Origin of the sequence: Chloroflexus sp. (assembly GCF_034431535.1) — a bacterium.
Taxonomy (GTDB): domain Bacteria; phylum Chloroflexota; class Chloroflexia; order Chloroflexales; family Chloroflexaceae; genus Chloroflexus.
On the sequence record NZ_DAOUDC010000013.1, the window covers coordinates 1 to 26054 of the forward strand.

At 58.1% G+C, this 26054-nt stretch carries 20 protein-coding genes and 1 tRNA gene; 13 read left to right on the forward strand and 8 right to left on the reverse strand.

What is annotated here, in order from left to right; translation table 11 throughout:
• The first annotated feature begins 34 nt into the window (after positions 1-34).
• A tRNA-Met gene (locus tag U9R61_RS03625) sits at positions 35-109 on the forward strand.
• A gap of 75 nt (positions 110-184) precedes the next feature.
• On the opposite strand, the gene pgsA is transcribed toward U9R61_RS03625, so the two are convergent.
• On the reverse strand, positions 185-787 hold the full coding sequence (gene pgsA / locus U9R61_RS03630; RefSeq protein ID WP_322487461.1) for a CDP-diacylglycerol--glycerol-3-phosphate 3-phosphatidyltransferase: 603 nt from the start codon (positions 785-787) through the stop codon (positions 185-187).
• Positions 788-1177: 390 nt separating this feature from the next.
• Here pgsA and U9R61_RS03635 point away from each other — a divergent pair, with 390 nt between their 5' ends.
• From U9R61_RS03635 to U9R61_RS03655, 5 genes are read left to right on the forward strand one after another with little or no spacing between them, the layout of a single operon-like run.
• Positions 1178-3127 carry a histidine kinase N-terminal 7TM domain-containing protein gene (locus U9R61_RS03635; protein ID WP_322487462.1) on the forward strand — a complete coding sequence of 650 codons (1950 nt, stop codon included), beginning with the start codon at positions 1178-1180 and terminating at the stop codon, positions 3125-3127.
• Positions 3096-3470 carry a response regulator gene (locus tag U9R61_RS03640; RefSeq protein ID WP_322487463.1) on the forward strand — a complete coding sequence of 125 codons (375 nt, stop codon included), beginning with the start codon at positions 3096-3098 and terminating at the stop codon, positions 3468-3470. Before U9R61_RS03635 ends, U9R61_RS03640 begins: the two co-directional genes overlap by 32 nt.
• A 57-nt stretch (positions 3471-3527) precedes the next feature.
• On the forward strand, positions 3528-6410 hold the full coding sequence (locus U9R61_RS03645; RefSeq protein ID WP_322487464.1) for an ATP-binding protein: 2883 nt from the start codon (positions 3528-3530) through the stop codon (positions 6408-6410).
• A complete protein-coding gene (locus tag U9R61_RS03650) occupies positions 6403-7971 on the forward strand; it encodes a response regulator (protein WP_322487465.1) in 1569 nt (522 codons plus the stop codon). Before U9R61_RS03645 ends, U9R61_RS03650 begins: the two co-directional genes overlap by 8 nt.
• Before the next feature lies 1 nt (position 7972).
• A complete protein-coding gene (locus U9R61_RS03655; RefSeq protein ID WP_322487466.1) occupies positions 7973-8566 on the forward strand; it encodes an ATP-dependent Clp protease proteolytic subunit in 594 nt (197 codons plus the stop codon).
• Here the strand turns inward: U9R61_RS03655 and U9R61_RS03660 are convergent.
• The gene (locus tag U9R61_RS03660; protein ID WP_322487467.1) at positions 8484-9611 is read right to left on the reverse strand and encodes an alpha/beta hydrolase; all 1128 of its coding nucleotides are present in this window, start codon (positions 9609-9611) and stop codon (positions 8484-8486) included. The two genes, U9R61_RS03655 and U9R61_RS03660, sit on opposite strands and share 83 nt — an antisense overlap.
• A gap of 9 nt (positions 9612-9620) precedes the next feature.
• Here U9R61_RS03660 and mnmE point away from each other — a divergent pair, with 9 nt between their 5' ends.
• Both mnmE and U9R61_RS03670 read left to right on the forward strand, forming a co-directional pair.
• Positions 9621-10979, forward strand: coding sequence for a tRNA uridine-5-carboxymethylaminomethyl(34) synthesis GTPase MnmE (mnmE, locus tag U9R61_RS03665; protein ID WP_322487468.1), 1359 nt, complete (start codon positions 9621-9623; stop codon positions 10977-10979).
• 54 nt (positions 10980-11033) lie between these two features.
• The gene (locus U9R61_RS03670) at positions 11034-12236 is read left to right on the forward strand and encodes a phosphoglycerate kinase (RefSeq protein ID WP_322487469.1); all 1203 of its coding nucleotides are present in this window, start codon (positions 11034-11036) and stop codon (positions 12234-12236) included.
• Positions 12237-12333: 97 nt separating this feature from the next.
• On the opposite strand, the gene U9R61_RS03675 is transcribed toward U9R61_RS03670, so the two are convergent.
• From U9R61_RS03675 to U9R61_RS03685, 3 genes are all read right to left on the reverse strand, one after another.
• A complete protein-coding gene (locus U9R61_RS03675; RefSeq protein ID WP_322487470.1) occupies positions 12334-13683 on the reverse strand; it encodes a hypothetical protein in 1350 nt (449 codons plus the stop codon).
• 261 nt (positions 13684-13944) lie between these two features.
• Complete coding sequence (locus tag U9R61_RS03680) at positions 13945-15114, reverse strand: DUF3048 domain-containing protein (RefSeq protein ID WP_322487471.1); 1170 nt, start codon at positions 15112-15114, stop codon at positions 13945-13947.
• A gap of 255 nt (positions 15115-15369) precedes the next feature.
• Positions 15370-16254, reverse strand: a complete 885-nt coding sequence (locus U9R61_RS03685; protein WP_322487472.1) for a CAP domain-containing protein — start codon at positions 16252-16254, stop codon at positions 15370-15372.
• Between the two features lie 1120 nt (positions 16255-17374).
• Between U9R61_RS03685 and U9R61_RS03690 the strand changes: the two genes are divergently transcribed.
• From U9R61_RS03690 to U9R61_RS03705, 4 genes are read left to right on the forward strand one after another with little or no spacing between them, the layout of a single operon-like run.
• Positions 17375-19354, forward strand: coding sequence for a M15 family metallopeptidase (locus U9R61_RS03690; RefSeq protein WP_322487473.1), 1980 nt, complete (start codon positions 17375-17377; stop codon positions 19352-19354).
• 15 nt (positions 19355-19369) lie between these two features.
• A complete protein-coding gene (locus U9R61_RS03695) occupies positions 19370-20128 on the forward strand; it encodes an SDR family NAD(P)-dependent oxidoreductase (RefSeq protein ID WP_322487474.1) in 759 nt (252 codons plus the stop codon).
• A gap of 12 nt (positions 20129-20140) precedes the next feature.
• Positions 20141-20794 (forward strand): fructose-6-phosphate aldolase, encoded by a 654-nt coding sequence (gene fsa / locus U9R61_RS03700; RefSeq protein WP_322487475.1) that lies wholly within the window; start codon positions 20141-20143, stop codon positions 20792-20794.
• Between the two features lie 7 nt (positions 20795-20801).
• A complete protein-coding gene (locus tag U9R61_RS03705; RefSeq protein WP_322487476.1) occupies positions 20802-21677 on the forward strand; it encodes a uridine kinase in 876 nt (291 codons plus the stop codon).
• A gap of 179 nt (positions 21678-21856) precedes the next feature.
• Here the strand turns inward: U9R61_RS03705 and U9R61_RS03710 are convergent, their stop codons facing one another.
• The 3 genes from U9R61_RS03710 to U9R61_RS03720 form a co-directional block, all read right to left on the reverse strand.
• Positions 21857-22150: a hypothetical protein gene (locus tag U9R61_RS03710; RefSeq protein ID WP_322487477.1), complete on the reverse strand. Its 294-nt coding sequence runs from the start codon at positions 22148-22150 to the stop codon at positions 21857-21859.
• A 63-nt stretch (positions 22151-22213) separates the two neighbouring features.
• Entirely contained in the window at positions 22214-22540 is a 327-nt protein-coding gene (locus U9R61_RS03715) for a hypothetical protein (protein ID WP_322487478.1), read from the reverse strand.
• A gap of 361 nt (positions 22541-22901) precedes the next feature.
• Positions 22902-25223, reverse strand: a complete 2322-nt coding sequence (locus U9R61_RS03720; RefSeq protein WP_322487479.1) for a transketolase-like TK C-terminal-containing protein — start codon at positions 25221-25223, stop codon at positions 22902-22904.
• Between the two features lie 460 nt (positions 25224-25683).
• Between U9R61_RS03720 and U9R61_RS03725 the strand changes: the two genes are divergently transcribed.
• Positions 25684-26054, forward strand: a 371-nt coding sequence (locus tag U9R61_RS03725) for a twin-arginine translocation signal domain-containing protein (RefSeq protein ID WP_322487480.1), incomplete at its 3' end; no start/stop codon positions are given.

The following is a 26054-nucleotide window of genomic DNA, read 5'->3' on the forward strand; positions in this document are numbered from 1 at the left end:
GAGCTGTCGCGAGGCAGTTCCCCCGTTTGGTTGACGCGGCGTGGAGCAGTGGCAGCTCGTCGGGCTCATAACCCGAAGGTCGCAGGTTCGACTCCTGCCGCCGCTACCAAGTACACCATCACCCCCGCTAGCTGCGCTAGCGGGGGTGATGCGTTTTGGGCGGGCACTGTATCTGACGAAGACGCTATCGTTCTGAAGGTCGAGGAGACCAACTCCGGCGCAACAACGGCCATGCTTGCCAGAGATATTCGATCCCGGAGCCAATCGTCCAGATGAGGGCGAGCGACATTGGGATAGGCCAGAGATTGAGGAGCGGGATCAGCAAGCCGCCGGCGAACATTCCGAGGAAGCCGCCAGTTTCAGCGTGGGCAGCAAGGAGAAGCCAGATCAGGGCCACGACCGTAATTACAAGCTTCTGCTTGCCAAAGCGACGGGCTGAGATAACGACCCCTTCGGCAGCGGCGAATGAACGGAGACCGGAGACGACAAATTCGCGCACAATGATCGTGAGGGCAACCCATGCTGGCAGTAGCCCAACCTCAATCATAGGGATAAGGACACCGGCAACGAAGATCTTGTCGCTGATCGTATCGATAAAGATGCCAAGGGGTGACACCACCTTCAGATGGCGAGCCAGCCGGCCATCGGCCATATCGCTCAATGCCATCAACAACAGCAAGAACGCCGCGCCAAGATAGGCGGTTGGCGTTGCCACCAGCACTAGCCACGCCAGAATCGGCGTCGCAATGATGCGGAAAAGGCCCAACAGATTGGGAAGCTGTCGCATGGTTTCCTACTCGGGTCTACGCCTTACTCTGCACTTCGATTATAGCACACCGGCTCTCTAATATTTAATTTACATAATTTTATTAAAGAAAAATCCCTTGCTACCTGCCATGGTATAATTCAGATCAATTATCATGACCGGCAAACAACGTCGCTCAGCGCGCCAAACGGTTCGTCGCTGAAAACCGGTTGTCACACAGCGACTATTGCCAACGTGCGAGGTGAGTAGGGAGCGATACTGCTGCGGGAAGAAGAGACGTTGCACCGCAACGTCTTTACCTTCCGTATAAGGATGTGAGTACGTGACCTGATACCATCTCATTGGCTCATCTCTGCAGGTCATCATTGTTGCGATGGAAACTTGTACTCTGTGGTAGTTGCATGAACTACGATGTATATCGATATGGTCACTCTGCTTGAACGAATCAACGAAGTACTGTTTGCCGCAGTATTAATTGTTAGCTTTTCATTGTTGGCCTACATTGTGCTGCAAAACTGGCGCAGCGATATTGTGCGCGCGCTTGGTGTTTTGTTGGCTGGAGTCATCATTGCCTACAGCGGCGATTTATTGCTGGCCCGTGCGCAACGTCCGGAAACGGTTGAATTTCTGGGCCGGGCGCAATGGTTAGGGATTGTCTTGGTTCCGGCGGGCTACATTCACTTTGCGAATGCCTTGTTAGCATTTGGCAACGTCAATACTCTCGCCCAACGCTGGCGGCGTAGCGTGTATCTTTCATATCTAGGCAGTATTATCATCTTTCTCCTTGTTGCCCTTGGCACGAATTTGGTTATTCACACCGGAATGCCAAGCGGCCCCGTCGCCCAATTTCAGGCTGGGCCATTGTTTTGGTTTTACGTCGTCTTCTTTGTCGTGGCGGCGGCAACTGCGTTGATCGCCATCCTGACCGTGCGTCGCTCGGCGTTAACGCCATCGCAACGCCGGCGGTTGAGTTACTTGAGTGCGACCTTTGCCGCACCTGGGATTGGCGTCTTCCCGTTTTTATTAGTGGCCTCGCCGAGCGCTGCGCCAATCAGCCTGATACTCGCGTTACAAGCGATTGCCAGTGTGATCGTGATCGTGATGGTCACGGTCATGACGTATTCAGTAGCGTTTCAGGGTATGCTCATTCCTGAGCGTCTGATCAAGCAAGATTTTGTCCGGTGGTGGTTATACGGCCCCTTTGTCGGCATTACCACGATTCTGTTTATACAGGCGGTGCCGGTTATTGCTCAGCAACTTGGCTTGCCGCCAGAGACGCTCATCACTTTCGGGGTGATGGTGATGACGGTCTTAATGCCGATCTTTGTGACACAGGCCAAACCATACCTTGACGCTCTGATCTATCACCAAGACCATTCTGAGATCGACTATTTGCGCAACTTGCCGCGCAATATGTTTACCCGAGCCGATCTGCGGGCGTTGCTCGAAAACTCACTTGTCGCGATCTGTAATCCCTTGGGGGTGAAAACAGGCTTTGTGATTGCACCGGGGGAAGACGGATTTAGCATCAAAGCCTTATGGGGATCGCGCCGTGAAGTGCGCCGGTTTGTAACCGAACATCCGATTGCAAACCTGATTCCACAGCTTGATGCGATGCCGTATGATGCCAGCGCTAGCCTTGATAGCGGATCGTTGTTGGTGATCGGGTCGTTTTGCTTATTGCCGTTGCGTAGTCCTGATGGCGTCTTTCTAGGTGCGATCGGGCTTGAGGTCACGCCCGAGCAATTGCAACGCAACGGCGGGATGTCTACCGAGATGCGGCGCATGGTGACCGGGTTGGCCCACCAAATCGAGTTGGCACTGACGACGGCGCAGATGCAGCGGCAAATTTTTGATGCGCTGCGTGGATTAGCGCCAGAGATGCAGTCGTTGCAACAACTCAGTTCACGCTTAGAACAAGCGACACCGAGCACCTTAACCACGATCGAGGATGACATCGCGCTCCACCCCGATTTTCCGCAACTGGTCAAAGATGCGCTAACGCAATTTTGGGGCGGGCCGAAGCTGGCCGACAGCCCATTGCTTGGCTTGCGCAGTGTGCGGCGGGTGCTTGCCGAGCAAGGCGGTAGCCCGACCAAGGCCTTGCAGGCCGTATTGCGGCAAGCGATCGCGAATTTGCGACCTGATGATCAGATCGATCCCTCGGCGCAGGAGTGGCTATTGTACAATCTACTAGAAGGGCGATTTTTGCGCCGGCAGACGGTACGCGATGTCGCTCATCGCCTCGCAATGAGCGAGTCGGACTTTTACCGGAAGCAGCGAATTGCGATTGAAGAGGTCGCGCGCCAAATCTTGTTGATGGAAGAACATGAGTACGAAAATTCTACTGGCCGAAGATGAGCCCGATCTGCAACTGATTACTCGTATGGCGCTCGAAGACGCGAACTATACCGTTGTTATCGCGAATAATGGTTTTGAAGCGTTGGAGCGGCTTGCCCGTCAGAGCTTTGATCTCTTGCTGATCGATGTCATGATGCCGCAGATGGATGGATTAGAGCTGTGCCAGCGGTTACAGCACCATCCGGTTTGGCGCCAGATCCCGATCGTCTTGCTCACGGCCAGCCCCAGAGTGCGGGAGCTTCCGCAACACTTGCCGCCTTCAGTGCGCGGTTGGGTTGAAAAACCGTTTAATGTGTTTGCACTGGTGGAGAAAGTCGAGTCAGTGCTCGCTGGCGAGTGTTGATAATCGCATGCTTCCAAACATCCTAGCATTCATATTCATACGAAGGTGTAAGCTGTCGTGGAATTATCTGCTCGATCAACCCTGCTAGCCATCCTATGCCGGCAGATGTATCGCGCCCCGTCGCGCGAGGTCTTGTGGCAAGTATTGCTTGATGGCGCGCGCAGCCTTGCCATGGCGAGCGTGGCGTTGATCTATCGGCTTATGCCTGACAGCGATCAATGGCAACGGTTTGACGATCAGTCCGATCCAGTAGCGGGCGTGGCTCCGCAACAGATTAGCATTCCACACTACTTGATGCATGATTTACGGTTGTTGCGGCAACCACTGCTCTTTACGCCTGATCGACAATCAACACCGCTGGCATTGGCGTTGACCAATGCGATCTGGCCTGAACAGCCGCCAACGCAGATTGCGATCTTGCCTCTCGTAGCCAATGGCGCGTTGCAGGGTTTGTGCATCTGCGGATGGGAGGCGCAGGTTGCCCATGAATATGTCGGCGTGTTGCAATTTCTTGCCGATGATGCCATTTATGCTCAGACGCGGTTTGATCAGGGTGACGGTCTGCATGAGCCTGAATTGCTGCCAGTTGATGTCTTTGTCGATCTGGCTTTGCTCTACACCTATACCCCAGATCAACTGATTGGGTTCGCGCTAGAGCAACTGGTGAGCGCAGTTGGCGCCGCAGCCGGTGCGCTCTATCTCTACAATGATGAGACAAGCCAGCTTGAGCTCAAGACGGTGACAACCAGCGCATCGTTGCCGGCTTTTGCGACCGTATTGCATCAGTTATGGCAACACGAGCTTGACCAGCAGATGCAAGCGTTGGCCGCGTCATTGCTTGAGTCAGCCGAGGAAATCGCTTATCTGCCAACAGATTATTCACCATCACCGGTATCTGGGACATTACACGCATTTCTGCGTTCGCATGCCATTACCGGTGTGGTTTCACTGGCTATCGTAGCCGGTGGATGGCAGGCTGGCGTTGTGCAGTTGGTGCCGTGGCCAAGCAATCGGTTCAGTGAACGGCAGATACAGTGGCTGCGCCTATTGGCGCGGCAGATTGGCGCAGCGATTGAGCATACCCGGCTTTTTGAGCATCTGCGGATCGAGCTTGATCGGGCGCAGGCAGTTGTAGAAACGACCAACGATGGCATTATTATGATTGACCGTCAGCGCCGGGTCGTGATGGTCAATCGGCGAGCTTGCTATTTTTTTGGTGTGGCCGAGCACGATCTTAAGAGCCGGTCGTATGATGGCCTATTGATGATCTTTGGTCGGGTTTTTGCGAATAGTACCCGCTTAACGTTTTGGTTAGGGCAACTGCTAGCTTCGGAAACCGACCGTGCCTATGAAGAATTTCAAGTGATTTGGCCAGAGGCGCGCCGTTTGCACTGCTTCTCAGCACCGGTGATTGATCGGCGCGAGCAGTATTTAGGGCGAATCTTGATCTTTCGCGATGTGACGCGCGAGCGTGAAGTTGAGCGCCTGAAAGACGAGTTCGTTTCAACCGTATCGCATGAATTGCGGACGCCCTTGACCAACATTCAGGGGTCGCTGCAACTAGTGTTAGGCGATGCTGCGCGCGACAAGCCCGGGCTTGCTCCTGATCTGGCCGCGTCGGTACGCTCAATGCTACAGGTGTCGCTGGCGAATACCGAACGTCTCATCCGGTTGGTGAACGATATTCTCGATATTGCGAAGATCGAGCAGGGGCAGTTGCAGTTGCAGACGAAGCCGATTGCGCCGATCGAGATTTGCCGGAGCGCCAAGGAGGAGCTGCGAGCGTTCGCGCGCCAGTATAGCGTGACCATTTCGCTGAATGTGCCGGCCAATTTGCCATTGGTGGAAGTCGATCGCGATCGGATTGTGCAAGTGGTGATCAACCTGTTGTCAAACGCAATCAAGTTTTCACCGCAAGGGCATCAGGTGTTGCTGAGCGCTACCCACGAGCAGAACGTGGTGCGCTTTAGTGTGCGCGATTGGGGCCCCGGCATTGCCCGTGCCGATCAGATGCGGTTGTTTCAGAAGTTTCATCAGCTTGATCAATCAATCAGTCGTGAAAAAAGCGGTTCTGGATTGGGGTTGGCTATCTCGAAAGAGTTAGTTGAATTACACGGCGGCAAGATTTGGGTCGATAGTGATCTTGGCCGGGGAAGTACATTCAGTTTTACGGTGCCGGTGGCGAAAGTGCAGCTGCAACCGGTGGAAGACCAACTCCCGCTGATTGTCGTTGCCGATGGCGCCCATCCGTGGGTGGCTAAGTTATGCGCTGCATTGGAAGCCGATCCAAACTGGCACGTGATCCAGATGCAGGCGCGTGACCTCAACGCCGCTCTGCCAGCGCGCCAGCCGGCATGTCTGGTATTCATCGACTCTGGCGATCTCGATGATCGAATCAGTCAAATCCGTGCAGTTCCGCTCTACCGGATTGTGCCGATGATCGTGATCAGTGATGCGCCGGGGTCAAGCCGCCTGCGCGATGCCAGTGTCTTGCCGGTTAATAGCCCGATCGAAGACATTATTGCCGAAATACGTCGCCAGATTGCCGAACCGCAGCCATTGGTGCTGGTGGTTGATGATGAACCGAATGTGCGGACGGTGTTGGTGCGTATTTTGCAGCGGCATCGTATGCGGGTATTAGCCGCCAGTGATGGGGTTGAAGCGCTGGAATTAGTCCAGCATTCGCGACCGCATGCGGTCTTGCTTGATCTGCGTATGCCCGATATGGACGGTTTAGAGGTGTTGCAGCGGTTACAGGCGCAGCCGGCTACGGCGACGATCCCGGTTGTGATTTTGACCGCCAATGATTTGGGGCCTGATGCGTCAGCCCAGGCATTCAATCTTGGAGCACGCGGGTTTCTCGAGAAGCCAGTTACCGCTGAGCGTCTTATTGCTACGTTGACATCCGTTATGCAAACACGCGAGGGTGGTGATGAATAAGGCTCCTTCCGAAGTGGAAAAGTTTATCCATCAGCTTGCATCACCGCTCACGGCGTTGCAAAGCGCAGTAGACCTGCTGGCGCATCACTATGGGCAGAGCGATGATCAGCGGTTACGCAATTTGATCGGCTCGTTGCAGCGATCGACGGCCCGTTTGCGCCAGTTTAGCGAACACTTAACTGGCCGGTTGCAGGTGGAAGGCAATATGATCGTTGCGCGGGTGCCAATTGAAGCGTATCAGCCAGCGATGTCGGCGCAGCCGGCATCGTCGCCAGCCGTTTCCATCGGTTCAGGATTAGCAGTGTTGGTGGGTGGGACGACACTTGACGGGCTGGCGCAGGCGTTGGTTGCAGCGGGCTTAGAGGTGCAGCGCGTAATGACTGGGGCTGCTGGCCTTGACCTTGCCCGTCGCCGCCGGCCACGCTTGCTGGTGATAGCTGAGGAAATCGCCGACATTGATCCGCCGACCTGTGTCCAGATTGCCGGTACCGATCCGGAAACGCGCGAGGTGGTGGCGGTGGTAGCGAGTCACCACCCATTAGTTGGCGGCAATGTGCCGCTACTCGATCTGAGCCAACCGCTGCTTGGTCAGGTGCAGCGGTTGTTGACTGCCCATCATAGCGAGCGGGGAGTGCCACGGATTCTCTTGGTTGATGACGAACCAGAGATTCGGGGTACGCTTGGCCAACAACTGACCGATGCCGGGTTGGTGGTCGTGACGGCAGCGGATAGTGCGACGGCGGTGCAATTGGCGACCACGCAGCATTTCGATCTCGTCGTGCTTGATCGATTGTTGCCCGATGGCGATGGGTTGCAAATATTGCATACCCTGCGTGCTACGCCGGCGACGCGGTTGGTGCCGGTGGTGCTACTGTCTGCAGTCAGCGCACTGGATGAAAAGGTGCGGAGTTTGCAATTAGGCGCCGATGATTATATCGTGAAACCGTGCAGTGCAGCGGAATTGACGGCGCGGATCCGTGCGATTTTGCGCCGGAGCGGGTGGGATAGCAGCGTGAATCCGCTGTCACACTTGCCCGGTAATATCGTGATTGAACAAGTGATTTATGAGCGATTGGTCAAGCAGCAATCGTTTGCAGTGGCGTATATCGATCTCGACCATTTTAAAGGGTATAATGATCATTACGGTTTTTTTAAGGGCGATGCGGTGATTGTCCATACGGCCCGGCTCTTGGCCGACATCGTTCATTGGTATGGCGAAGCGGACGATGTTCTGGGACATCTCGGCGGTGATGATTTTGTGTTGGTGACGACATTGGAACGAGCGCAACGCCTTGGTCAAGCAATGATCAAACGCTTTGATGCGACGATCCCCTATTTTTATTCAGCCGAGGATCGCGAGCGGGGCTATATTTTCGGTCACGACCGGCAAGGTCGTCCGTGCCGTTATTCATTGGTGAGTGTCTCGATTGCCGTTGTGCCGGTAGCGCCATCCCAGTATCAGCAGCCCTACGAGATTGCGCAGCGCGCAGTTATTGTGAAGCGACAGTCAAAGACGATGATCGGCAGTTGTTTGCTGGTTGATCAATCAGAAAGAGGATGATATGCCGTCCATTCCGGTGCCAACAATTGTAGAACGAACCAGCCGCGGTGAGCGGAGTTGGGATATTTTTTCCCGCTTGCTAAAAGAACGGGTGATTATTATCGGCGAGCCAATTGATGATGAGCTGGCCTCGTCGGTGGTGGCGCAATTGTTGGTATTGCAACAGCAAGACCCTGAACGTGATATCTGGATGTACATCAACAGTCCGGGTGGGGTGATCCGGGCTGGGTTGGCGATCTACGACACGATGCAGTTGGTGACGCCTGATATTTGCACGGTGTGCGTGGGCCGGGCGGCGAGTATGGCGACAGTGCTGCTCTGCGCCGGGGCGAAGGGCAAGCGGTTTGCCTTGCCGCATGCGACGATCCACTCGCATCCGGCAGGCGGTGGCGCAGAGGGGTATGCACCGGATGTGCAGATCGCGGTTGATGAGATGCTGCGCTTGCAACGGTTGCTGCGCGAGATTATGGCGAAACACTCCGGCCAGCCGGTCGAACGGTTGGAAGTCGATTTTAGCCGCGATTTTTATATGACCGCGTCGCAGGCGGTAGAGTATGGCTTGATTGATGCCATTCTGACCCCGCATCAGCGGTGAGCTGCCGGCGGAGCCAATCGCTGGTTAGGGTGATGCAGGCCATATCGATCGGCAATGAGATATGGCTGGCAAATGGCAACAGATGGTATTCGGCCCAACCGGCGGCAAGTGCAGCGATTTCGGCGGCTGCTGCCGGGGGGATAATAGCGTCGCGGCCTGCGTAAACCATCAGTGTCGGTGGCGGAGGTTGGCGCTGGGCTATGACACGCAAACTGCCGGGCACGTCGAGCGCGTCGAACAGATCCCACGTGCCGATTGTGGCCCGGATGCCGCTCGTCTGCCATGCTTTGATCACGTGGTCGATGGTGCCATCGCGGAACAGATGCAGCATCCGCAGTTGCACAATGGCAATTGCTTCCCGAATCTGCACGTGCCGGTATTGCCGCGCATCGAGCCGGAGTCGCGGCGGCACTTCCCACAGCGCGAGTGCATCAACCGGCGCGCCGTTGGCGACAGCGCGAGCCAGCACGGCACCGCCTAAACTCATGCCAAGCGCGCCGATCCGGCGGTAGCGCGCTCGTAGCCAACCCAGCGGGTCAGCGACGCTGTCAACCATCTGCGGAAACGATTGCGGGCGCGGGCTTTCGCCATGGCCGTCAAGGTCGATCAGCACGACCGCTAACCCGCGTGCAATCAAGGCATCGACCAGCCGCCATGCGTAAAAGGTTTTGTCGCAACCTGAACCATGCGTCACCAGCACGGCGGCGGTAGCGCCGCCGCGGGGTACGATGTGCAAGGCCGGCACCGGGCCATGACACGCGGGGAGATCGAGTCGGGTAATGTGGCGATCGGAATAGATCCCCGGTTGGAGCTGCCGGCGAGGGTTGAGCTGGCGCTGGCGCAAGGTAGCTAGGCTAAGCTGAATAATGAGCGCCGGTAGCAAGAGGGTAATGGCCGCGCGCCAGCTTGCCGCCGGTAGGCGCCAACTCAGCGCCGCTAGCGGGATGGCGAGTCGTTCGCTCCAACTCAGGCCGCGCAATCCGGCCAGATTGGCGAGCGTATTGTAGAGGGTGATCAGGCGGAAGAGTGTAGCCAGCAGACGCACGGAACCTCAATGAGCGACACGATTGCAGCGATTGCGACCCCTCCCGGTGAGGGTGGCATTGGTATTATACGGCTAAGCGGGCCGGATGCTCAATCGATTGCGCTGAAGATCTTCCGTCCGGCGCGCGCGGGCCGGTTGCGCAGCCATCGGGTGCGGTATGGCCATGTGATCGGCCCGGATGGGGCGGTGATCGACGAGGCGTTGATGGTATTAATGGCCGCGCCGCACAGTTTTACCCGCGAAGACGTAGTTGAAATCTCTTGCCATGGGGGCGCGTTGCCGGTACAGCTCACGCTGGAAGTGGCCTTAGCTGCCGGTGCGCGATTGGCCAATCCCGGCGAATTTACCATGCGCGCCTTTTTGAACAGGCGGATCGATCTGAGCCAAGCTGAGGCCACGCTCGATGTGATTCGGGCTCAGACGAGCGCGGGGTTGGCGGTGGCGCAGGCCCAACTTGGTGGCTGGTTGGCGCGGGAAGTGCGGGCAGCGCGGGCCGCCTTGCTCGAACCGCTGGCCTACATCACCGCACTAATTGACTTCCCGGAAGAGGGGATCGAGCCGCAGGCGGTGGCTGAGCCGGTGGCGCAAGCGTTAGCGACGGTGGAGCGGTTGTTGGCCGGGGCCGATCAAGGCATGGTGATTCGCAACGGTGCGCGGGTGGCGTTGGTCGGACGGCCTAATGTTGGCAAATCGAGCCTGCTCAACGCTTTGTTGCGGGTCGAGCGGGCGATCGTGACGCCGATCCCCGGCACCACTCGCGATACGCTCGAAGAGACGGCCAATCTGGCTGGGGTACCGGTGGTGTTGATCGACACTGCCGGCATGCGGGCCAGTGACGATCCGGTGGAACAGATCGGGGTTGAGCGAGCACGATCGGCGCTGGCCAGCGCTGATCTGGCATTGTTGGTGTTTGATGCCCAGCAACCGTTTACCGCCGAAGATGCGGCGATGCTGTCAGTCACTGCCGAACGACCCACCATTATTGTCTGGAACAAGTGCGATGATCCGGCTAGCGCGCCGCCACCGGCGCCGGAGCATCCGCGTAGTGTGGCGGTCGTTACCTGCTCGGCGCGCTACGGTCATGGGATCGATCACCTCGCCAACACGATTGCAGCTACGTTGCTCGGTGGCACGTTACCGGCGATTGGAACAACCCATCTGGTCAGCAACCCGCGCCATCGCGCTGCTCTGCGCCGGGCCGTCGAGTTTTTGCGCGCTGCCCAAGAGACATTAGCGACCAATGCGGCAATCGATCTGCTGGCCGCCGATCTGACCGGCGCTGCTAATGCGCTCGGCGAAATCACCGGCGAGACGGTGGGCGAAGACCTGCTCGATGTGATCTTCAGCCGGTTTTGCATCGGCAAGTAGCCGCTGTGTTACAATGGCATTGTGCCGTTACACCGCGAATAAGGAGGAACGCGCATGAATAAGAAGACCATCCGCGATGTGGATTGGGCCGGGAAACGCGCGCTCGTGCGGGTTGATTTCAACGTACCGCTCGATGATCAGGGTCTGATTACCGATGACACGCGCATCCGAGCGGCGTTGCCGACGATTCGGTATCTGTTGGAACACGGTGCTAGCGTCGTGTTGATGTCACACCTTGGGCGGCCCAAAGGCAAGCCCGATCCGAAGTATAGCTTACGTCCGGCGGTTGAGCGCTTGTTTGAGTTGCTGCCGGAAGCGACTGAGGTCAAGAAGACGGAAGCCATCACCGGCCCAGCAGCTGAAGCAGCGGTGACTATGCTCAAGCCGGGTCAGGTGCTGGTGCTGGAGAACACCCGCTTCGATCCGCGGGAAGAGAAGAATGATCCGCAGATGGCCGCCGAGCTGGCGAAGCTGGGTGACGTGTATGTCAACGATGCGTTTGGCACCGCGCACCGCGCCAATGCCAGCACCGAAGGCGTGGCGCATTATCTGCCGGCGGTGGCCGGTTTCCTGATGGAGAAGGAATTGGCCTACATCGGTGGTGCGCTGAGCAATCCGCAGCGCCCGTTTGTGACCGTGATCGGCGGCGCCAAGATCAGCGACAAGATTGGCGTGATCGAGAACTTGCGCGGCAAGGTTGATGCGCTGCTCATCGGTGGTGGGATGGCCAATACCTTCTTGCTAGCGAAGGGGTTGAATCTCGGTGACTCGCTGGTGGAACCGGATAGTGTTTCAGTGGCGCAGCAACTGATGGCCAAGGCGGAAGAGCGTGGCGCGCGGCTGCTCTTGCCGGTTGATGTGGTGATTGCCGATGCGTTCAGCGCCGAGGCGCAGCGGCAAGTGGTTGATGTTAACGCCATTCCATATGGTTGGCGGGTGCTCGATATTGGGCCAAAGACGATTGAGCTGTACAGCGCCGAGATCCGGTCGGCGCGGACGGTGATCTGGAATGGCCCGATGGGTGTGTTTGAGCTAGAGCCGTTTGCTGCCGGCACGCGGGCGATTGCCCAAGCGATGGCGGAAGCGTCGGCGAACGGCGCGATCACGATTGTCGGCGGCGGCGATAGCGTCGCGGCGGTTGAGCAGGCTGGGTTGGCTGAGAAGATGTCACACGTCAGCACCGGCGGCGGCGCGTCGCTTGAGTTGCTCGAAGGGCGGGTGCTGCCCGGTGTCGCCGCATTGCAAGACGCTGAGTAAAGGAAGAGTATGGCAAGGGACACGACGGTACTGTGTCCCTTGCACCTGATGACGTATCGGGATCAGCGGGACACGGCGTTGCCGTGTCCCAAACGCATTATGGCACATTGGTAGTGTCGGCGACAGCAGCCTCTTCCCACGGCTCGACATTGCCGGCCCAATCGCGTGCGCGCACGCGGAAGGCGAACTGTTTGCCCTCATCGGGGCCAAACCACGCGCTCAGATCAGTTATCTCTTTCTTCCAATCCGTCCAACCGCCATCGGGCAACAACCGCACTTGTACATCGTAGCTGGCGATGCCGGTCATATCATCGTTGCCGCCCCACTTGATCGAGAAGCCATTGCCGGCGTGCGTAATCGAAAGAATCTGGGTATTGGGTGGGGTTGTATCACTGCGCGGTTCCCATGCAATCGCATCGTAACGCACGGCCATGCCCCGATCACCAGTGAGGTCGCTGAGGAAGACCTGCGGCACTTCGTTGCCGGGGCCGCCAAAGTAATAGGTGCCGAGCGAAGCCCACTGGCCGCTGGCTGAACGTTGGTCAAGCGTCACTTCAGTCGTTGCCCCGGCATGGCTGATCCGGTAACGGGCGCTGGTGGTGGCTGGATTGCCGCAGGTTGGGATATAGGCTTTGACCTCATAGAAACCGGGGCTGAGGTTAGGCGCAGTCCACGCTGCGGCAGTGGTCGCTTTGGCTGGATCAGTGGTTGAATACGTCCATTGATGTTGGCCATTCAAGCCGCACCGTTCTTCGTACCAATCCTTGCCGACCGGGTCAAACGCGGTATCAGTATTATCAATGGTGAACGCACCTTCGGGCGTGGTAACAGTTTCTTGTGCAGCATCATCGGTGAACTGGTTGGGGCCAACCTCAACCGCATCACCGGGACCGGGGTCTTCGCCAAGCCAGAGGAAGGTGACGTAGACATAATCGCTACGAGTCATGCCGAGGTCGTCCCAGAAGGTGCCATCAGCGATATCGATCCCATTGGGGAGGGTAATTCGTCGGCCCCACTCATCGCGGCCACCGTTGTAGCCATGGAAGTAGGCTGCTTCGGCCATCGGCATACCGACCGGCAGGTCGCCGTAACGGCGGTTCGGGTTCCAATAATCGTCGCGCGTATTCCACGGCCCGACATCCCAGACGGGCACCACCACGGAACGTCCGTTGTAGGTAAGGCGAACTTTGAACTTATCGGTGCCTTTGGGTGAGAGCGCGCACCAGCAGGGCAGGGCCACAAACCGGTCACGGGGTTGGATGATGTGGCCATTAGCGGTGCGGTAGCCAACCAGACCTTCACGAGTGGCAAAGATGCGGTACGTGGGGGCGACGGGTGGCTGTTGGGACGGTGCGGTCGTCGGGGCGGCCTGTACGTGGGCGATGGCGGTCGAGAGCACGACCAGCACAGCGACAATCAAGCCGCGGCGAACGATGCTTCCTCTCATACAGTCTGTTTCCTCCTTATTATGGCGGCATTCGGCACGGTGTGCCGGGCAGACGCGGGGCAGCCGCCGCGTGGTGGGGCATGCCGGCGTGGGTCAACGCCACCAATACCCCGTAGGGATATCTGAATGTGCGTCTGCCGGGGCGCCGCTTGGTGCGCTGCAAGGCGCAATGGCGAGGTCAGCGGTAGATCTGGCAAACAGAGCCAGCGCTTGGCGGCACCCGCCCAATCAAGCCGGAGCAACGGGCTCCGGGGTGTTGTGTTAGCGCCCGCCCTCAACCGTTAGATTGGCAAGGTCGGGAATAGCAGCGATCCAGACCGAGCCGGGCGCGAGCGGCACTTCGTTACCATCAGCATCAACGAGATAGAGCTGAGCATAGCCTGCCGCTTTGCGCCAGGTAGCCTCGATCATCCGGCCATCGCGGAAGATGCGCGCCGGGCCTTCGCCGATCACATCCTGCTCGATGCGCCCTTTCGGATCATTCGGAATAGGCCGTTCGGGCACTTCGAGAATGACAACATTCTTGAACTGCAACTGCGCGCCGGTAGCAGCATCGACGTGCGGGCGATTACCGCGCAAATAGCGATAGCTGTTCGTGGCCGGATCGTACTGCCAGCCGACGCTTGCTTCGCGGTAGATGAAGAAATAGCGTAAAGCCTGTTGGGTAGGCCGTTCGGACGGTGGCGCTTCGGGTGAATAGGTGAACCCGATCTCTGCTAATCCTTCCACTGGCCGATCATTCGCTGCAGCAAACTTGGCGATATTGGCGCTATTGGTATACAGGTTATGCGGTGCGCTGCGATCGCGGGTGCGGTAGAAATACCCGCTGGCATTGCCGCGCAGGGCATCCATATTGATCAACTCGATCGAGGTTTCAGCCAAGAGCAATCCTTCGGGCGAGCCACCGGCATGCACATACACCGATCGGAATCCCTTGGCCCATTCGACATAATACGAGCGAGCGCTGCGAACTGGGCCGATCACGGGAACCTCAGGCGAAATGCCGGGGATAAAGATCGCCATATAGCGGGTAATGCCGAACTCGGCCAACGCCTCGAACACGATGGCCGCCTTGTCCATGCCGGTTTGCGGGTAAGCATTGGGATGGTTATCGTACATTACTGCAAAGGGCCGGCTCGTGACCGAACCGCGCGGCACGGCGAGCGGCGCGGTGATGGGTGCGGAAGTGGCAGTCGGAGCTGGGGTAGCGGTCGGTTCGGGGGTGGAGGTTGGTTTGGGGGTGGCCATCGGTTCAGGCGTTGCTGTTGGCGGAAGGGTTGGCATAGCTGTTGGCTGCGGGGTGTCCGGCAGCCGGGTTGCAGCCTCGATAGCTGTCGGCAGTGGCGCTGGCTCGTTGGCTGCTGCCGCACCACATGCGCTGATCAACAAAACACTGAGCAACAGGGCTAGTGCAGAAAAGTTACTCCTCATGCATTTCTTTCCTTGTGTGCCGCAAGTCGTGGCGGAACAACGCGGGCGGCCTATTATACCATGGGTTTGGCGGGGTGCAAGTTGAGTGGTTTGGTGCGAGTATAGAGGTTTGGGATCGCTGGGCAATATGCGATCGGTGTGGGCCGCTTGCGCATGCTCAAGCCTGCTCTTGATATGGAATGCGGTAGTGAAACTGCCCGCATTCCATTAAAGCCTGCTCAACTGGGTAGTATTGGGGTGTCACTGCCCGTCTCGTCAATTCCCGGTGCGGAACTGCCACGTGTAGGTAAACGGTTGCCCATCATACGATCCGCTGATCGATACTTCGATCAGGCTATTGGCAGGCAAATTGACGGTAGGGGTGACGGCGATCCCTTTATGACCAACTGGCAGGTTAGTTGTGCTGGTATGCGGAATCGCATTGCCGCCGACAACGCGCAGATCCGTGCTGCTGATCACCGGCGTACTGCCAAAGTAGCGCCATTGCAACGTAATCGGATATTGCGTCGCCGGCACATTGGTTTGGTCAATGCCGGGGTAGCGTACCGGCCAACCGGGGTAATCAGCATCAGCACTGTAATTAAAGTGAGAGAGGACATCGAGCGCGGTGCCGTTGCAGTGCCAGTTCACGTTATTCACCCTGCATTTTGCGGTGGCAGTGGTGTAAAATCCAAACCCGAAGGTTGGCGTCGTGGGGTAGAGCAGCCAGATGCGATGGCCGATCGATTGCATCCAGCTATCAATTGCGTCAGCGGGCTGCCAGCTGTTGCCCCATCCAATCCACGCATTGCCCTTTTGCGCGCAGATCTGGCCGGTGGGCGAGGCAAAGGGCTTGTTTGGGTCTTGGTTGTGGGTGATTTGGTTATTTTCGGCCATATAGCGTGCATGTTCCCAGCAGTTGCTGTTGAGTTCGCTACTTTCAGTGACCGGCGGCACTCCGGCCCGCGCTCGATAGGCGTTCACCCGCTCTAACCAGTTGGAGGAGAGCGGCGGGTATGTCACCGTGCGGGTGATCAGGGGGATAAAGATAGTGCTCGGTTGAGCTTGTGGCGTTTCCGATTGAGCAACAACGTTAGCCGGTAGTGACAGCAAGACAAGGAGACAGACGAGGATCGGATACAAGAGCAGAGATAGACGCATGATATGTAGCTCCCAAATTCTATCACTCGATTGGCGCAATCTATAGGGGTAATCTACCAGCTCATCTATGGAGCAGGCAATAGGGTTTTTATACTATTTTGCGAGTGGTCCCTTGTGCAATTCCTAACCGATAGTGGATTGTGTGCGCTGAAGCGAGGGATTGCTTCGGGGCGCAGGCAGCGCGACGCGCTGCCCCTACGCGCTCCTTGAAATGACAGATGGGAGTGGCGCTTCCCCCAAAACCCTTTGTGCCCTTGCGTTTACCATCTCTGTGTCTTTGCTCGCTGTGCGACTGCGTCATCGGCCCGCATCCCCCCGCCCTTTCTCTCACCTGATGGCGGGAGCAGGGGAGCTGTTGCGGGGACGGGAGTGGCACTGCTCAAGCGGAACACAGCAGCGCCCCTCTACCGCGCCAGAGGGAGAGGGGCAGGGGGTGAGGGTGCTCCGTAGGTATTTCATCGGATTACCTCCTGCTGCGAGAACCGGTGCTTGGTGACCATCGGTGCGGACGGGCGATCCCGCGTGCGCGAGGGCGGGGTCATCGGCCACGGTTTGGGAACCACCTGCTGCGGCATGGGAGCAGCCACCACCAGCCACGGTGATCCGGCCGGATGGGGCGTAATCCGGCCGTGGTGGATGCTACCTAGCACCGGGCGGCGATCCGGCCGGTCGGGGCAGGGTGCTGGCGGGCCGGTTTCCCGATCGGCGCCGATAGTCATCATCCAGACCTCACCTCAAATATCTGCCCCCGAAAGGGTGGAAGGGGTGGGGCTACATCCCCCAGCGGGGGTGGGGCAAGCAATTGCGATACCACGACGCAGAAGAGTTGGGAAGCGGTTCTACGCGATGAGTGGCCGTATACCGCTCTCGTGGGATTGCTTCGCCTCGCGTTGCTCGGCTCGCAATGACAGCCGGAGCGGGGCTGGGGGTGAGGGTACATGTTTTACTGCAGAGGACGCAGAGGATGACCACCATCCCAAAAACCTTTGCGTCCTTTGCGCGCGTTGCGATTGGGTCATCGACCCTTATCCCTCGCGCTGTCTCCCTCCGATTTGTTGCCTTCTCTACGGCACTGTGCTACGATGAGCCGAGAATATTTTTAGTAACGATGGAGCGTGCCATGAGCAGCGCTGAGGTGCAGGCGATCGCGGTGGGAAGACCGGATCGGGCGGGGAGGAGTCGCGAAGGCAGCCCGGTGGCGTTAGTGGTGGCAGTGGCTGACGCGCAGCCTGCCGCGATGGCGCTGGCCGCCTACCAAAGCGCGGATGCGGCGATGTTGCCTCATTTCTACCTTGATCGGGATGGGACATTGCATCAACTGGTCGCTCCTGTGCGGGCCGGTCATGGGTTGGGCCGGGCAATTTGGCGGGGGCGAGCGCATAATCTCGACCGGGTGGCGGTGATTGTGAGCCTTGCAGCGCCGGCACTGACCGATCTGAGCGAGGCGCAAGCCACAGTGCTGGCTGATTGGTTGCCGGTGATGGCCGCGCAACACGGCCTGTCGTTGGCTGATATTGGCATGCTAATCACTGATGCCCGCGGGAAGCGGAGGGTGTTGCCGTATTTGCCGCCGGCGGCGCCGGTTGCCTCTGCTGAGGGTGTTATCCTCGGCAGCGGCGTGCGCTCTCCCGAACAGGAGCTGTGGGTGGGTTTGGCGACGGTGACGTGGCGGCAGCGCGGTGGCCAATTGCGGCTCAACCAAGCCTTTTCGCTTCACTGGGGCAAGTTTGATCTCGGCGCGCCGCTGGCCCCTAACGAGCCGCCGCCGGTGGCGCTCGATGGTAAGACGTATAACTTTCAGGTCTTTGCCCGCGATACGATCTTCAACGAAGGCACCCAGTACGCTGCCGTGCAGAGTTTGGCCAATCTGCTGGGGCCGGACATCGGCGCAATTCCTGCCGGCGGAGTGAGCCGAGCCTTAATCGAGGCGAGCTATCGCAGTGCGTTGAAAGCGAGCGCGGCGCGCGCGCCGCTCGAGGGCAAAACCGAGTTTCGCGCCGATTGGCGCTTCCATTTTGTGGCCTTGCAAGCCAAACTTGGCCCGGCGCTGAGCGGGAATTACGTCACGGCTGACCGCGCGTTTGCGCTGCAAGTCTTTGCTGGCGATACCCTCTACACGCCGATGAGCCAGCAATCCGGTTGTTGCTTTCTCAGCTTAACCGACCCGGCTAGCCCGCAGTATGCCCAACTGTGGGCCGAAACGTACAACGTTGCCGGCGTTCCGTACAATCCAACCGATCCGTTTCACCAGCGGGCGTTGGAATTAAAGTTGGGCACGCCGCTGAGCGGGGTGGTGCGCGAGACGATCAATGGAACAGCCTACGAACTACAGGTCTTTGCGTATGATACGTTGTACCGCGGGCCAGACGGCGTGATCCGCCGGATGAGCGAGCTGCCACGTTCGGCTGAGGTACAGGCGTGGCAGCCACGTCCGGCGGCAGCCCCGCCGCCACCGGCGCCGCCACCGGCGGCCCCAGCGCAACCGATCCAGCCACCAGCGCCAGTATCGTCAATTCTGAATGCGCCGGAGGTGGTGTGGGCTGGGCCGCCGCGCCGCGATCCGAATTGGCCGCCAATGCCCGATTTCAACATTCTGACCGACCGCAACGGCCAGCGCGAGCGAATCTTGGGTAAAATCGAGTGGGTGCGCAAGAGCGGCGATGATATTACCATCACCAACGATTGGGCGGCGCAGAACCTGATCGAGGTGTCGATTCCGCAATTGGCCCGGTTCCGCAATACTAACGGCGGGCGGATCCGTTTCCATCGGGTGGCCGCTGACCAATTGCGCCGGTTGTGGCAGGCATGGGAAGATGCAGGACTCTTGCAGTTAGTGTTAACATTTGACGGCGCATGGTGGCCGCGTACCATTCGCAGCAATCCGACCACGTTGAGCAACCATGCGTATGGCACGGCATTTGATATCAATGCACAGTGGAACGCATTCTACAAACCGGCGGCGCTGGTAGGCGATCGCGGCTCTGTGCGCGAGTTAGTGCCGATCGCGAACGCACTGGGGTTCTTTTGGGGTGGTCATTGGAATTACGATGGCCGCGGTGCCAGTGATGGGATGCATTTTGAATGGGCAGTTGCCCGCTGAGCAAAGGAGCAAGCAATGCAACTGAACGGTCTCGGTGTGTTGGTCACCGGCGGCGCATCAGGGTTGGGGGCAGCGACAGCCGAGCGATTGGCCGGAGCCGGTGCATGGGTGACTATTGCCGATCTCAACGAGGCAGCCGGGATGGAGCTGACCGCGCGGATCGGTGGGCAGTTTGTGCGTACCGATGTTACCGACCCGGCACAGTGTGCAGCGGCGGTGGCGGCGGCGACAAATGCTGGCAGCCTGCACGCGCTGGTCTGCTGTGCAGGAATTGTGTTGGCCGAGCGGATGTTGGGACGCGATGGCGTGCATGATCCGGCTCGGTTTAAGCGGGTGATCGAGGTTAATCTGATCGGCACCTTCCAGATGATGCTCTACGCGGCGCAGGCGATGGCGAACAATCAGCCGAACGACGAGGGCGAGCGCGGGGTGATTGTGAACACGGCCTCAATAGCTGCCTTCGATGGTCAGATCGGTCAAGTAGCGTATGCAGCGTCGAAAGCGGGGGTGGTGGGGATGGGCTTGCCGGCGGCACGTGAGCTGGCCCGTTTCGGCATTCGAGTGATGACGATCGCGCCGGGCATTTTTGATACGGCGATGATGGCGAGCTTGCCGGCAGCGGCGCGCGAATCGCTCGGTGCACAGGTGCCCTTCCCCTCGCGGCTTGGCCGTCCGGCGGAGTATGCCGCGCTGGTGCAGCATATTATCGAAAATCCGATGTTGAATGGCGAAGTCATCCGGCTTGATGGCGCGATTCGGATGGCGCCCAAATAGAGGAGGAGCACAATGCAGATCTATCTCGATACCGCGAATCTGGCCGAAATTCGGGAAGCGGCCAGTTGGGGGATTCTGAGCGGGGTAACGACGAACCCGACCCTGATTGCGCGTGAGCGCGGTGCCGACTTTAAGGCGATCATTACCGAGATTGCCGAGTTGGTTGATGGTCCGATTAGTGCCGAGACTGTCTCGACCGATGCCGAGGGAATGGTGCGCGAAGGGTTGGAGTATGCGGCTTGGCATCCAAATGTGATTATCAAAGTGCCGAGCACAACGGAAGGCTTGCGAGCGGTTAGCCAACTCGCCAAGCACGGTATTCGCTGTAATGTCACGCTCTGCTTCAACGCGGTGCAGGCGCTGTTGGCGGCGCGGGCTGGCGCGTTTATCATCAGCCCCTTTGTCGGGCGGGTGGATGACACCGGCGTTGACGGTATGGCACTCATCCGTGAAATTGCCGGCATCTACCGGCAGGATCGCGAGATCACGACGAAAATCTTGGCTGCATCGATCCGCCATCCGCGGCATATCGTCGAAGCGGCGCTGGCCGGGGCCGACATTGCTACTTGCCCGTTTAAGGTCTTGCAGCAGGCAATGCGTCATCCCCTAACTGACCGTGGGATCGAACAGTTTCTCGCCGATTGGAAGTCGCGGTTGGCTTCGTGAGCGATATATGGATGACCAACCCTTGATGCTGGGACTGATCGGGGCCAGTGGTGTCGGCAAGACGACCCTTACCCGTGGGATTATCCGTCTACTGGGTGCGCAAGGTGTGACGCCGATCAGTCTCGATGATTATCTGCGCTACAGCCGGGCCGAACGGGCAGCTCGTGGACTAACCGATGCCGATCCAGCGGCAACCGATCTGGAACGAATGGCTGCCGATCTGGCGGCGTTGCGCGCCGGGCAGACGATTGAGAAGCCGGTCTACGATCACGTCATCGGGGCACCACGGTGTAGTGAACGAGTGGCGCCAACCGGTTTGGTGATCGTGTATGGCGTGCTCACGCTCACTCCACCAGTGCAAGCTGAGCTGTTTGACTTGACTGTCTATCTCGATCCGCACCCCGACCTGTACCGGCGCTGGCGTGAAGAACGGGATGTCAAACAGCGCGGCTATACGGTCGAACAGGTGCGCGCAGCGTGGCCGGCCCGCGAGCGTGACATCCAGCGCTACATTGCGCCCCAGCGCCCGTTGGCGGATGTGGTGTTGCGCTTTGGGCCGGGAACAGATGGTCTTGACGTGCAGATGTCGTTGCGGCGGCGGGCAATGGCGTTTGATCTGGCCGGTATCGTCCACGCAGTTGGCGCGACGGCGGTCGTACAGCTACGGCCGGTCGCTGCCGATGACGACGGGATACCGGCGATGCTCGTGACGGCCATAAATGATCCAGTGCTTGATCGGGTGAGTGCGGCTTTGCGAGCATACTTACCGGTACAGGGGCAACTACCGCACGATGAGGCAACGGATCCGACCGTAGCAACCTTGACCTTTGCCCAGACCTTGGTAGCTGTGATATTGCTACGCCAGACAGGAGGCTGGCAATGATCTGCCGGGAAGCGGCCAGAAGCAGGTATCCTGATTGAGAGGTGATCGGGGCGGCTTCATGCCTGCCCCGGTCTGGTAACCATCATCCAACCTATCCGATGGGTAGGAGTTAAGGTGTGGCTAGGCTACACCAGCGAAAAGTTCGTTCAGATCGGTTTCGGCGATGCCCGGCCGTTGTGCTATCTGCGTGATATACAGTTTCTCGGCGATGGCAGTTCATCGTCGCAGCGTACTAATGCCACCATCTTCGTCAATAAACCGACTATCTCCTCAGGTTTGGCGGCCAAGGCTTCATAATCAAGTGTGAAATTGGTATTGGTGTGGAGCGCAGCGAGCAAGATACGCACTTGTTGATCGCTCAGGCCCGATTCTTGGAACGCTTGGGACAGAAAGGTCTGTTCTTCCGGCGTGACCTTGCCGTCGATTTTGACCAAGTTGATGAGGATCTGCCATTTAGATTCGGTGCTGTGCATGGCAGATGTGCTGTGCAACGGTATGTGATCATTCGCAGGTTGTGTATCCTGTTCTAACACAATCTAAATATCTTTTTCAAATATCTCGACCGCTTTTTGGCCGATTTGATTGGTTGAGGAGTACGACCACGCCGCCACCGCTGCAGCTCCGACGATAGGGCGCCATTTGCTGATCGTCGCCTTCATCAAGCGTTGGGTGACTTGCCCGGCGAGCGATTTGATAATCTGCTGAATAACTTGAAGCGAGGCCCGACGGACGAGGACTTTGCTCTCATGCATGGTGAGCAACGAGATACCGCCCGCACCTAAGGTTAAGCCGAAAATTCCCAGCAGTAATTCAACGGTGATGACATTGTCTTTACCGTAAGCCATCTCGATGTCATAGAGCATCGCTACTTGATTGCGAATGATGAGGCCAATTTCCGGGACTACCCTTGCTTTTTGGGCTTCGGTTGCTGCGCATAATGGTACTTTCGCTCTTCAATAACCAGGCTAAAGATGTTCGTCATCAGGTCAATAACGTGATATTGTAATTCGTTCTGTGGATCGTTAGTTGTAAGCATGAGACTGTTCCTGGGTCAAAAGACAATAGTAGCCGCCGATCGGTCTTCACACGCTTACTCTATACCGACTCATTCGTGTTTGTGATGATGATAGATGAAGTGTGTTACGGACTATTACAGCCAAAGAAAAGAACGGTTTCGGCTAGTGAATTGCGGATATGACCAGTCGAGGCAATTGGTATACGTGCTCAGAGCACGTACCTATCGATCAGTTCAAAGGCAGCTTCTGCAATCGACAATGGATCAAGTCCAAAAGCGCGGTAGAGGTCATCACGCGCCCCTGATTGACCAAATCGGTCAACACCCAGGGCGCGCAGTGGTACGCCGTGGATGGAGCCGAGCCATGCCAACGCGTGTGAAGCGGCGTCGTGAACGGTCACGATGGGCGCATTGCGTTCGCTTGGTGGAATGAGCCAGCTTAGATCGTCACCCTGTTTCCAGCACTCATAGATGCGGCGGGCACTGGTGAGGTTTATAACATTGACTGCCACCCCTTCGCGGCGCAGATACTGGGCTGCTGCTACCGCTTCAGGCACGAGTGTTCCACCGGTGACGATCTGCACGACCGGCGCGCGTGGATGATCGTGGTAATCGGTGCGGTCGATCAACCGATAACCGCCGCGCAGAACCTGTTGACGTAGTTCGGCAGCACCGAGCCGGTCGAGGGCCGGTTGGAGTAGGTTTTGGTCAATGGGACGGGTCGAAAGGCGAAGATAGCTCGCCGATCCGTTGGGAACGATACACAGGCGCATCGCTTCGTGCAGCAGCCAAGCGGTTTCAAGAGCAAAACATGGCTCGAAGCTCGCCAGATTGGGCACCTCAATCCCTAACGAGGCTGTGACCGACGACTGGTGCGCACCGCCTTCGGGCGAAAGAGTGATACCGCTTGGCGTACCCACCACGATAAACCGCGCTCCCGAATAGAGGCCGTAGATAAACGCATCGAGGCCGCGGCAGACAAACGGATCGTAGACAGTGCCGATTGGGATGAGTGGTTCACCGATCAGGTCGCGTGATAAACCGAACATCCCCAACAGCATAAAGAGATTCATCTCCGAGATACCCAACTCGATATGCTGCCCACCCGGCCAGCGTCGCCAACGCAAGATACGATACGCTTCGGTTTCAAAATCCGGCTCTTCACGCCGAGCAAAGACACCGGTCTTATTGATCCAGCCAGCCAAATTGGTCGAAACCGACACATCTGGCGATGCGGTCACAATCCGTTCGCGCAGACCGGCAATGTCAGCGACACGGACGAGAAAGCGGCCAAACGTGTCTTGGGTACTGATCATGCCGGCGGTCGGCACGGCAATCTCGTCAGGCAGGGGAATGGTCACGGCAGGCGCAGCGTGATCGGGCGCGCCATACAGACGGGCCGCAGCTTCGGCGCAGAGCTGGCCGCCGGGTGAATCGGGCGGCAGCCGATCCCACTCGTGGTCGGGAGCGATGCCGAACTGTTCGCGCAGTGCCTCAATCTGTTCGAGTGTGAGCAACATCGAGTGATTAAGCGGATTACCGGCGATGGGCAGACCCCAACCCTTAATCGTGTAGGCAAAGATAATCGTTGGCCGGCGCGGTTCGGCATCGGCGGCAGCAAGCGTCTTGAGCAATTCGATCACATCGTGGCCGCCGAGATTCGCGAGGGTGGCCGGTAATTCTTCATCAGGAACGGTGGCGAGCAAGCGGGCAAGCCGCTCGTCGCCGTTGATTAGGCGAGGGCGCAAGTCGGGGCCAGGCAAACGGATGAGAGCCTGATACTCCTCGTTACTCATCTCGTCGATGCGGGTGCGCAGCGCATCACCGCTGGGTTGGGCGAAAAGGGTTTGCAGGCGGCAGCCGTACTTAGCTTCTAATACCCGCCAACCGCTCTCGGCAAAGAGTCGTTTGAGGTGCGCAGCGCGGATGCCGGGCACCACCCGGTCGAGACTCTGCCGGTTCAGATCAACGATCCAGAGCAAATTATCGAGATCGGCGAGCGCCGGATCGATCACTGCTTCCCAGACATTGCCCTCATCGAGTTCGGCATCGCCAACGAGAGAGATGAAGCGTTGGGTGGCGGGCCGGTTGAAATGATAGGCGGCGTATTGCGCGCTGAGGGCGGCAAAGGCCGGCGCCACCGCACCAAGGCCGACCGAGCCGGTGGAAAAATCGGGCGGGTCAGGGTCTTTGGTGCGCGAAGGGTAGGCTTGCAGTCCACCAAATGCCCGTAACTGCGTGAGGTAGCGTCCATCAAGCCGACCCAACAAATATTGGATTGCGTGATAGACCGGCGAAGCGTGCGGCTTGACCGAAACCCGATCGCCGGGACGCAAATAGTGCAGGTAGAGCGTCGTCATAATCGTGATCATCGAAGCCGACGAAGCCTGATGACCACCCACCTTCACCCCGTCGGGATTAGGGCGCACGTGGTTGGCGTGATGGATCATCAGCGTCGATAACCAGAGCACGCGCTGTTGCACCTCTTCGATAGCGCTGATCAGCGCGGGCGTTAGCTCAGTGCGGGGCATACATCGCTCCTTATTGGTCGATTGGGCAGGGACATTCGTATTATACCTGATGATGCTGAGGATAGCAGCGGAGCTGTCGCCGTCTATCAATACGGCTACTGTGGTGTGCGGCAGTTTGACTGCGGCAATTCAGCGAATCCCATCATCACAATAATGTGGAATGCGGCAGTGAAGCTATCGCAATTCATCAGTCTGCCATCATCACAATAGCGTGCGGTTGCATCAAGAAATGATTAAGCGCGCTTGAACAATCGATTAATTGCATCAGAGCAAGCAAAAAAGCGCCCTGATTCACTTGCCAAAACGCTTCATCTACGGTACTATGCGTATGCCCATTCCAGTTCAACGTTGGTTTGCACCTTGATGCTTGCGCGCTCGATGAGGCCAACCGGATTGCCATAACGAATGGCAAAGCGGTTTGGTTGTGGTTGTTCGCGACTTGAAACGGAGAGCATGCCTTATGGAGAAGATCTCACGCCGGCGGTTTCTCAAGGGGACGGTCGCTCTGGGAGCTGGGGCGCTGCTCGCGATCTACAGCGACGGCAGCTTCCGGCTGGCGTTGGCGCAGGAAAATCCTGCCTTCCGCATGCGGATTCTACACACGAATGATCACCATGCCCGGATTGAACCGGTGTTCAGCGGCAACAATCCGGTTCACGGCGGTGTTTCGCGTCGCAAAGCATTGATCGACAAGATCCGCCGCGAGACGGCAATGCCCACCTTGTTGGTCGATGCCGGCGATGTCTTCCAAGGAACGCTCTATTTCAACCAGTACAACGGCATGGCCGACCTCGAGTTCTACAATGTGATGGGGTACGAGGCGATGGCCGT

Coding starts and splice junctions, on each gene's coding strand:
- pgsA (WP_322487461.1), bottom strand. CDS start 787: ATGCGACAGCTTCCCAATCTGTTGGGCCTTTTCCGCATCATTGCGACG.
- U9R61_RS03675 (WP_322487470.1), bottom strand. CDS start 13,683: ATGAGAGGAAGCATCGTTCGCCGCGGCTTGATTGTCGCTGTGCTGGTC.
- U9R61_RS03695 (WP_322487474.1), top strand. CDS start 19,370: ATGCAACTGAACGGTCTCGGTGTGTTGGTCACCGGCGGCGCATCAGGG.
- U9R61_RS03670 (WP_322487469.1), top strand. CDS start 11,034: ATGAATAAGAAGACCATCCGCGATGTGGATTGGGCCGGGAAACGCGCG.
- mnmE (WP_322487468.1), top strand. CDS start 9,621: ATGAGCGACACGATTGCAGCGATTGCGACCCCTCCCGGTGAGGGTGGC.
- U9R61_RS03680 (WP_322487471.1), bottom strand. CDS start 15,114: ATGAGGAGTAACTTTTCTGCACTAGCCCTGTTGCTCAGTGTTTTGTTG.
- U9R61_RS03705 (WP_322487476.1), top strand. CDS start 20,802: ATGGATGACCAACCCTTGATGCTGGGACTGATCGGGGCCAGTGGTGTC.
- fsa (WP_322487475.1), top strand. CDS start 20,141: ATGCAGATCTATCTCGATACCGCGAATCTGGCCGAAATTCGGGAAGCG.
- U9R61_RS03710 (WP_322487477.1), bottom strand. CDS start 22,150: ATGCACAGCACCGAATCTAAATGGCAGATCCTCATCAACTTGGTCAAA.
- U9R61_RS03720 (WP_322487479.1), bottom strand. CDS start 25,223: ATGCCCCGCACTGAGCTAACGCCCGCGCTGATCAGCGCTATCGAAGAG.
- U9R61_RS03650 (WP_322487465.1), top strand. CDS start 6,403: ATGAATAAGGCTCCTTCCGAAGTGGAAAAGTTTATCCATCAGCTTGCA.
- U9R61_RS03715 (WP_322487478.1), bottom strand. CDS start 22,540: ATGCTCTATGACATCGAGATGGCTTACGGTAAAGACAATGTCATCACC.
- U9R61_RS03635 (WP_322487462.1), top strand. CDS start 1,178: ATGTATATCGATATGGTCACTCTGCTTGAACGAATCAACGAAGTACTG.
- U9R61_RS03690 (WP_322487473.1), top strand. CDS start 17,375: ATGAGCAGCGCTGAGGTGCAGGCGATCGCGGTGGGAAGACCGGATCGG.
- U9R61_RS03655 (WP_322487466.1), top strand. CDS start 7,973: ATGCCGTCCATTCCGGTGCCAACAATTGTAGAACGAACCAGCCGCGGT.
- U9R61_RS03685 (WP_322487472.1), bottom strand. CDS start 16,254: ATGCGTCTATCTCTGCTCTTGTATCCGATCCTCGTCTGTCTCCTTGTC.
- U9R61_RS03640 (WP_322487463.1), top strand. CDS start 3,096: ATGAGTACGAAAATTCTACTGGCCGAAGATGAGCCCGATCTGCAACTG.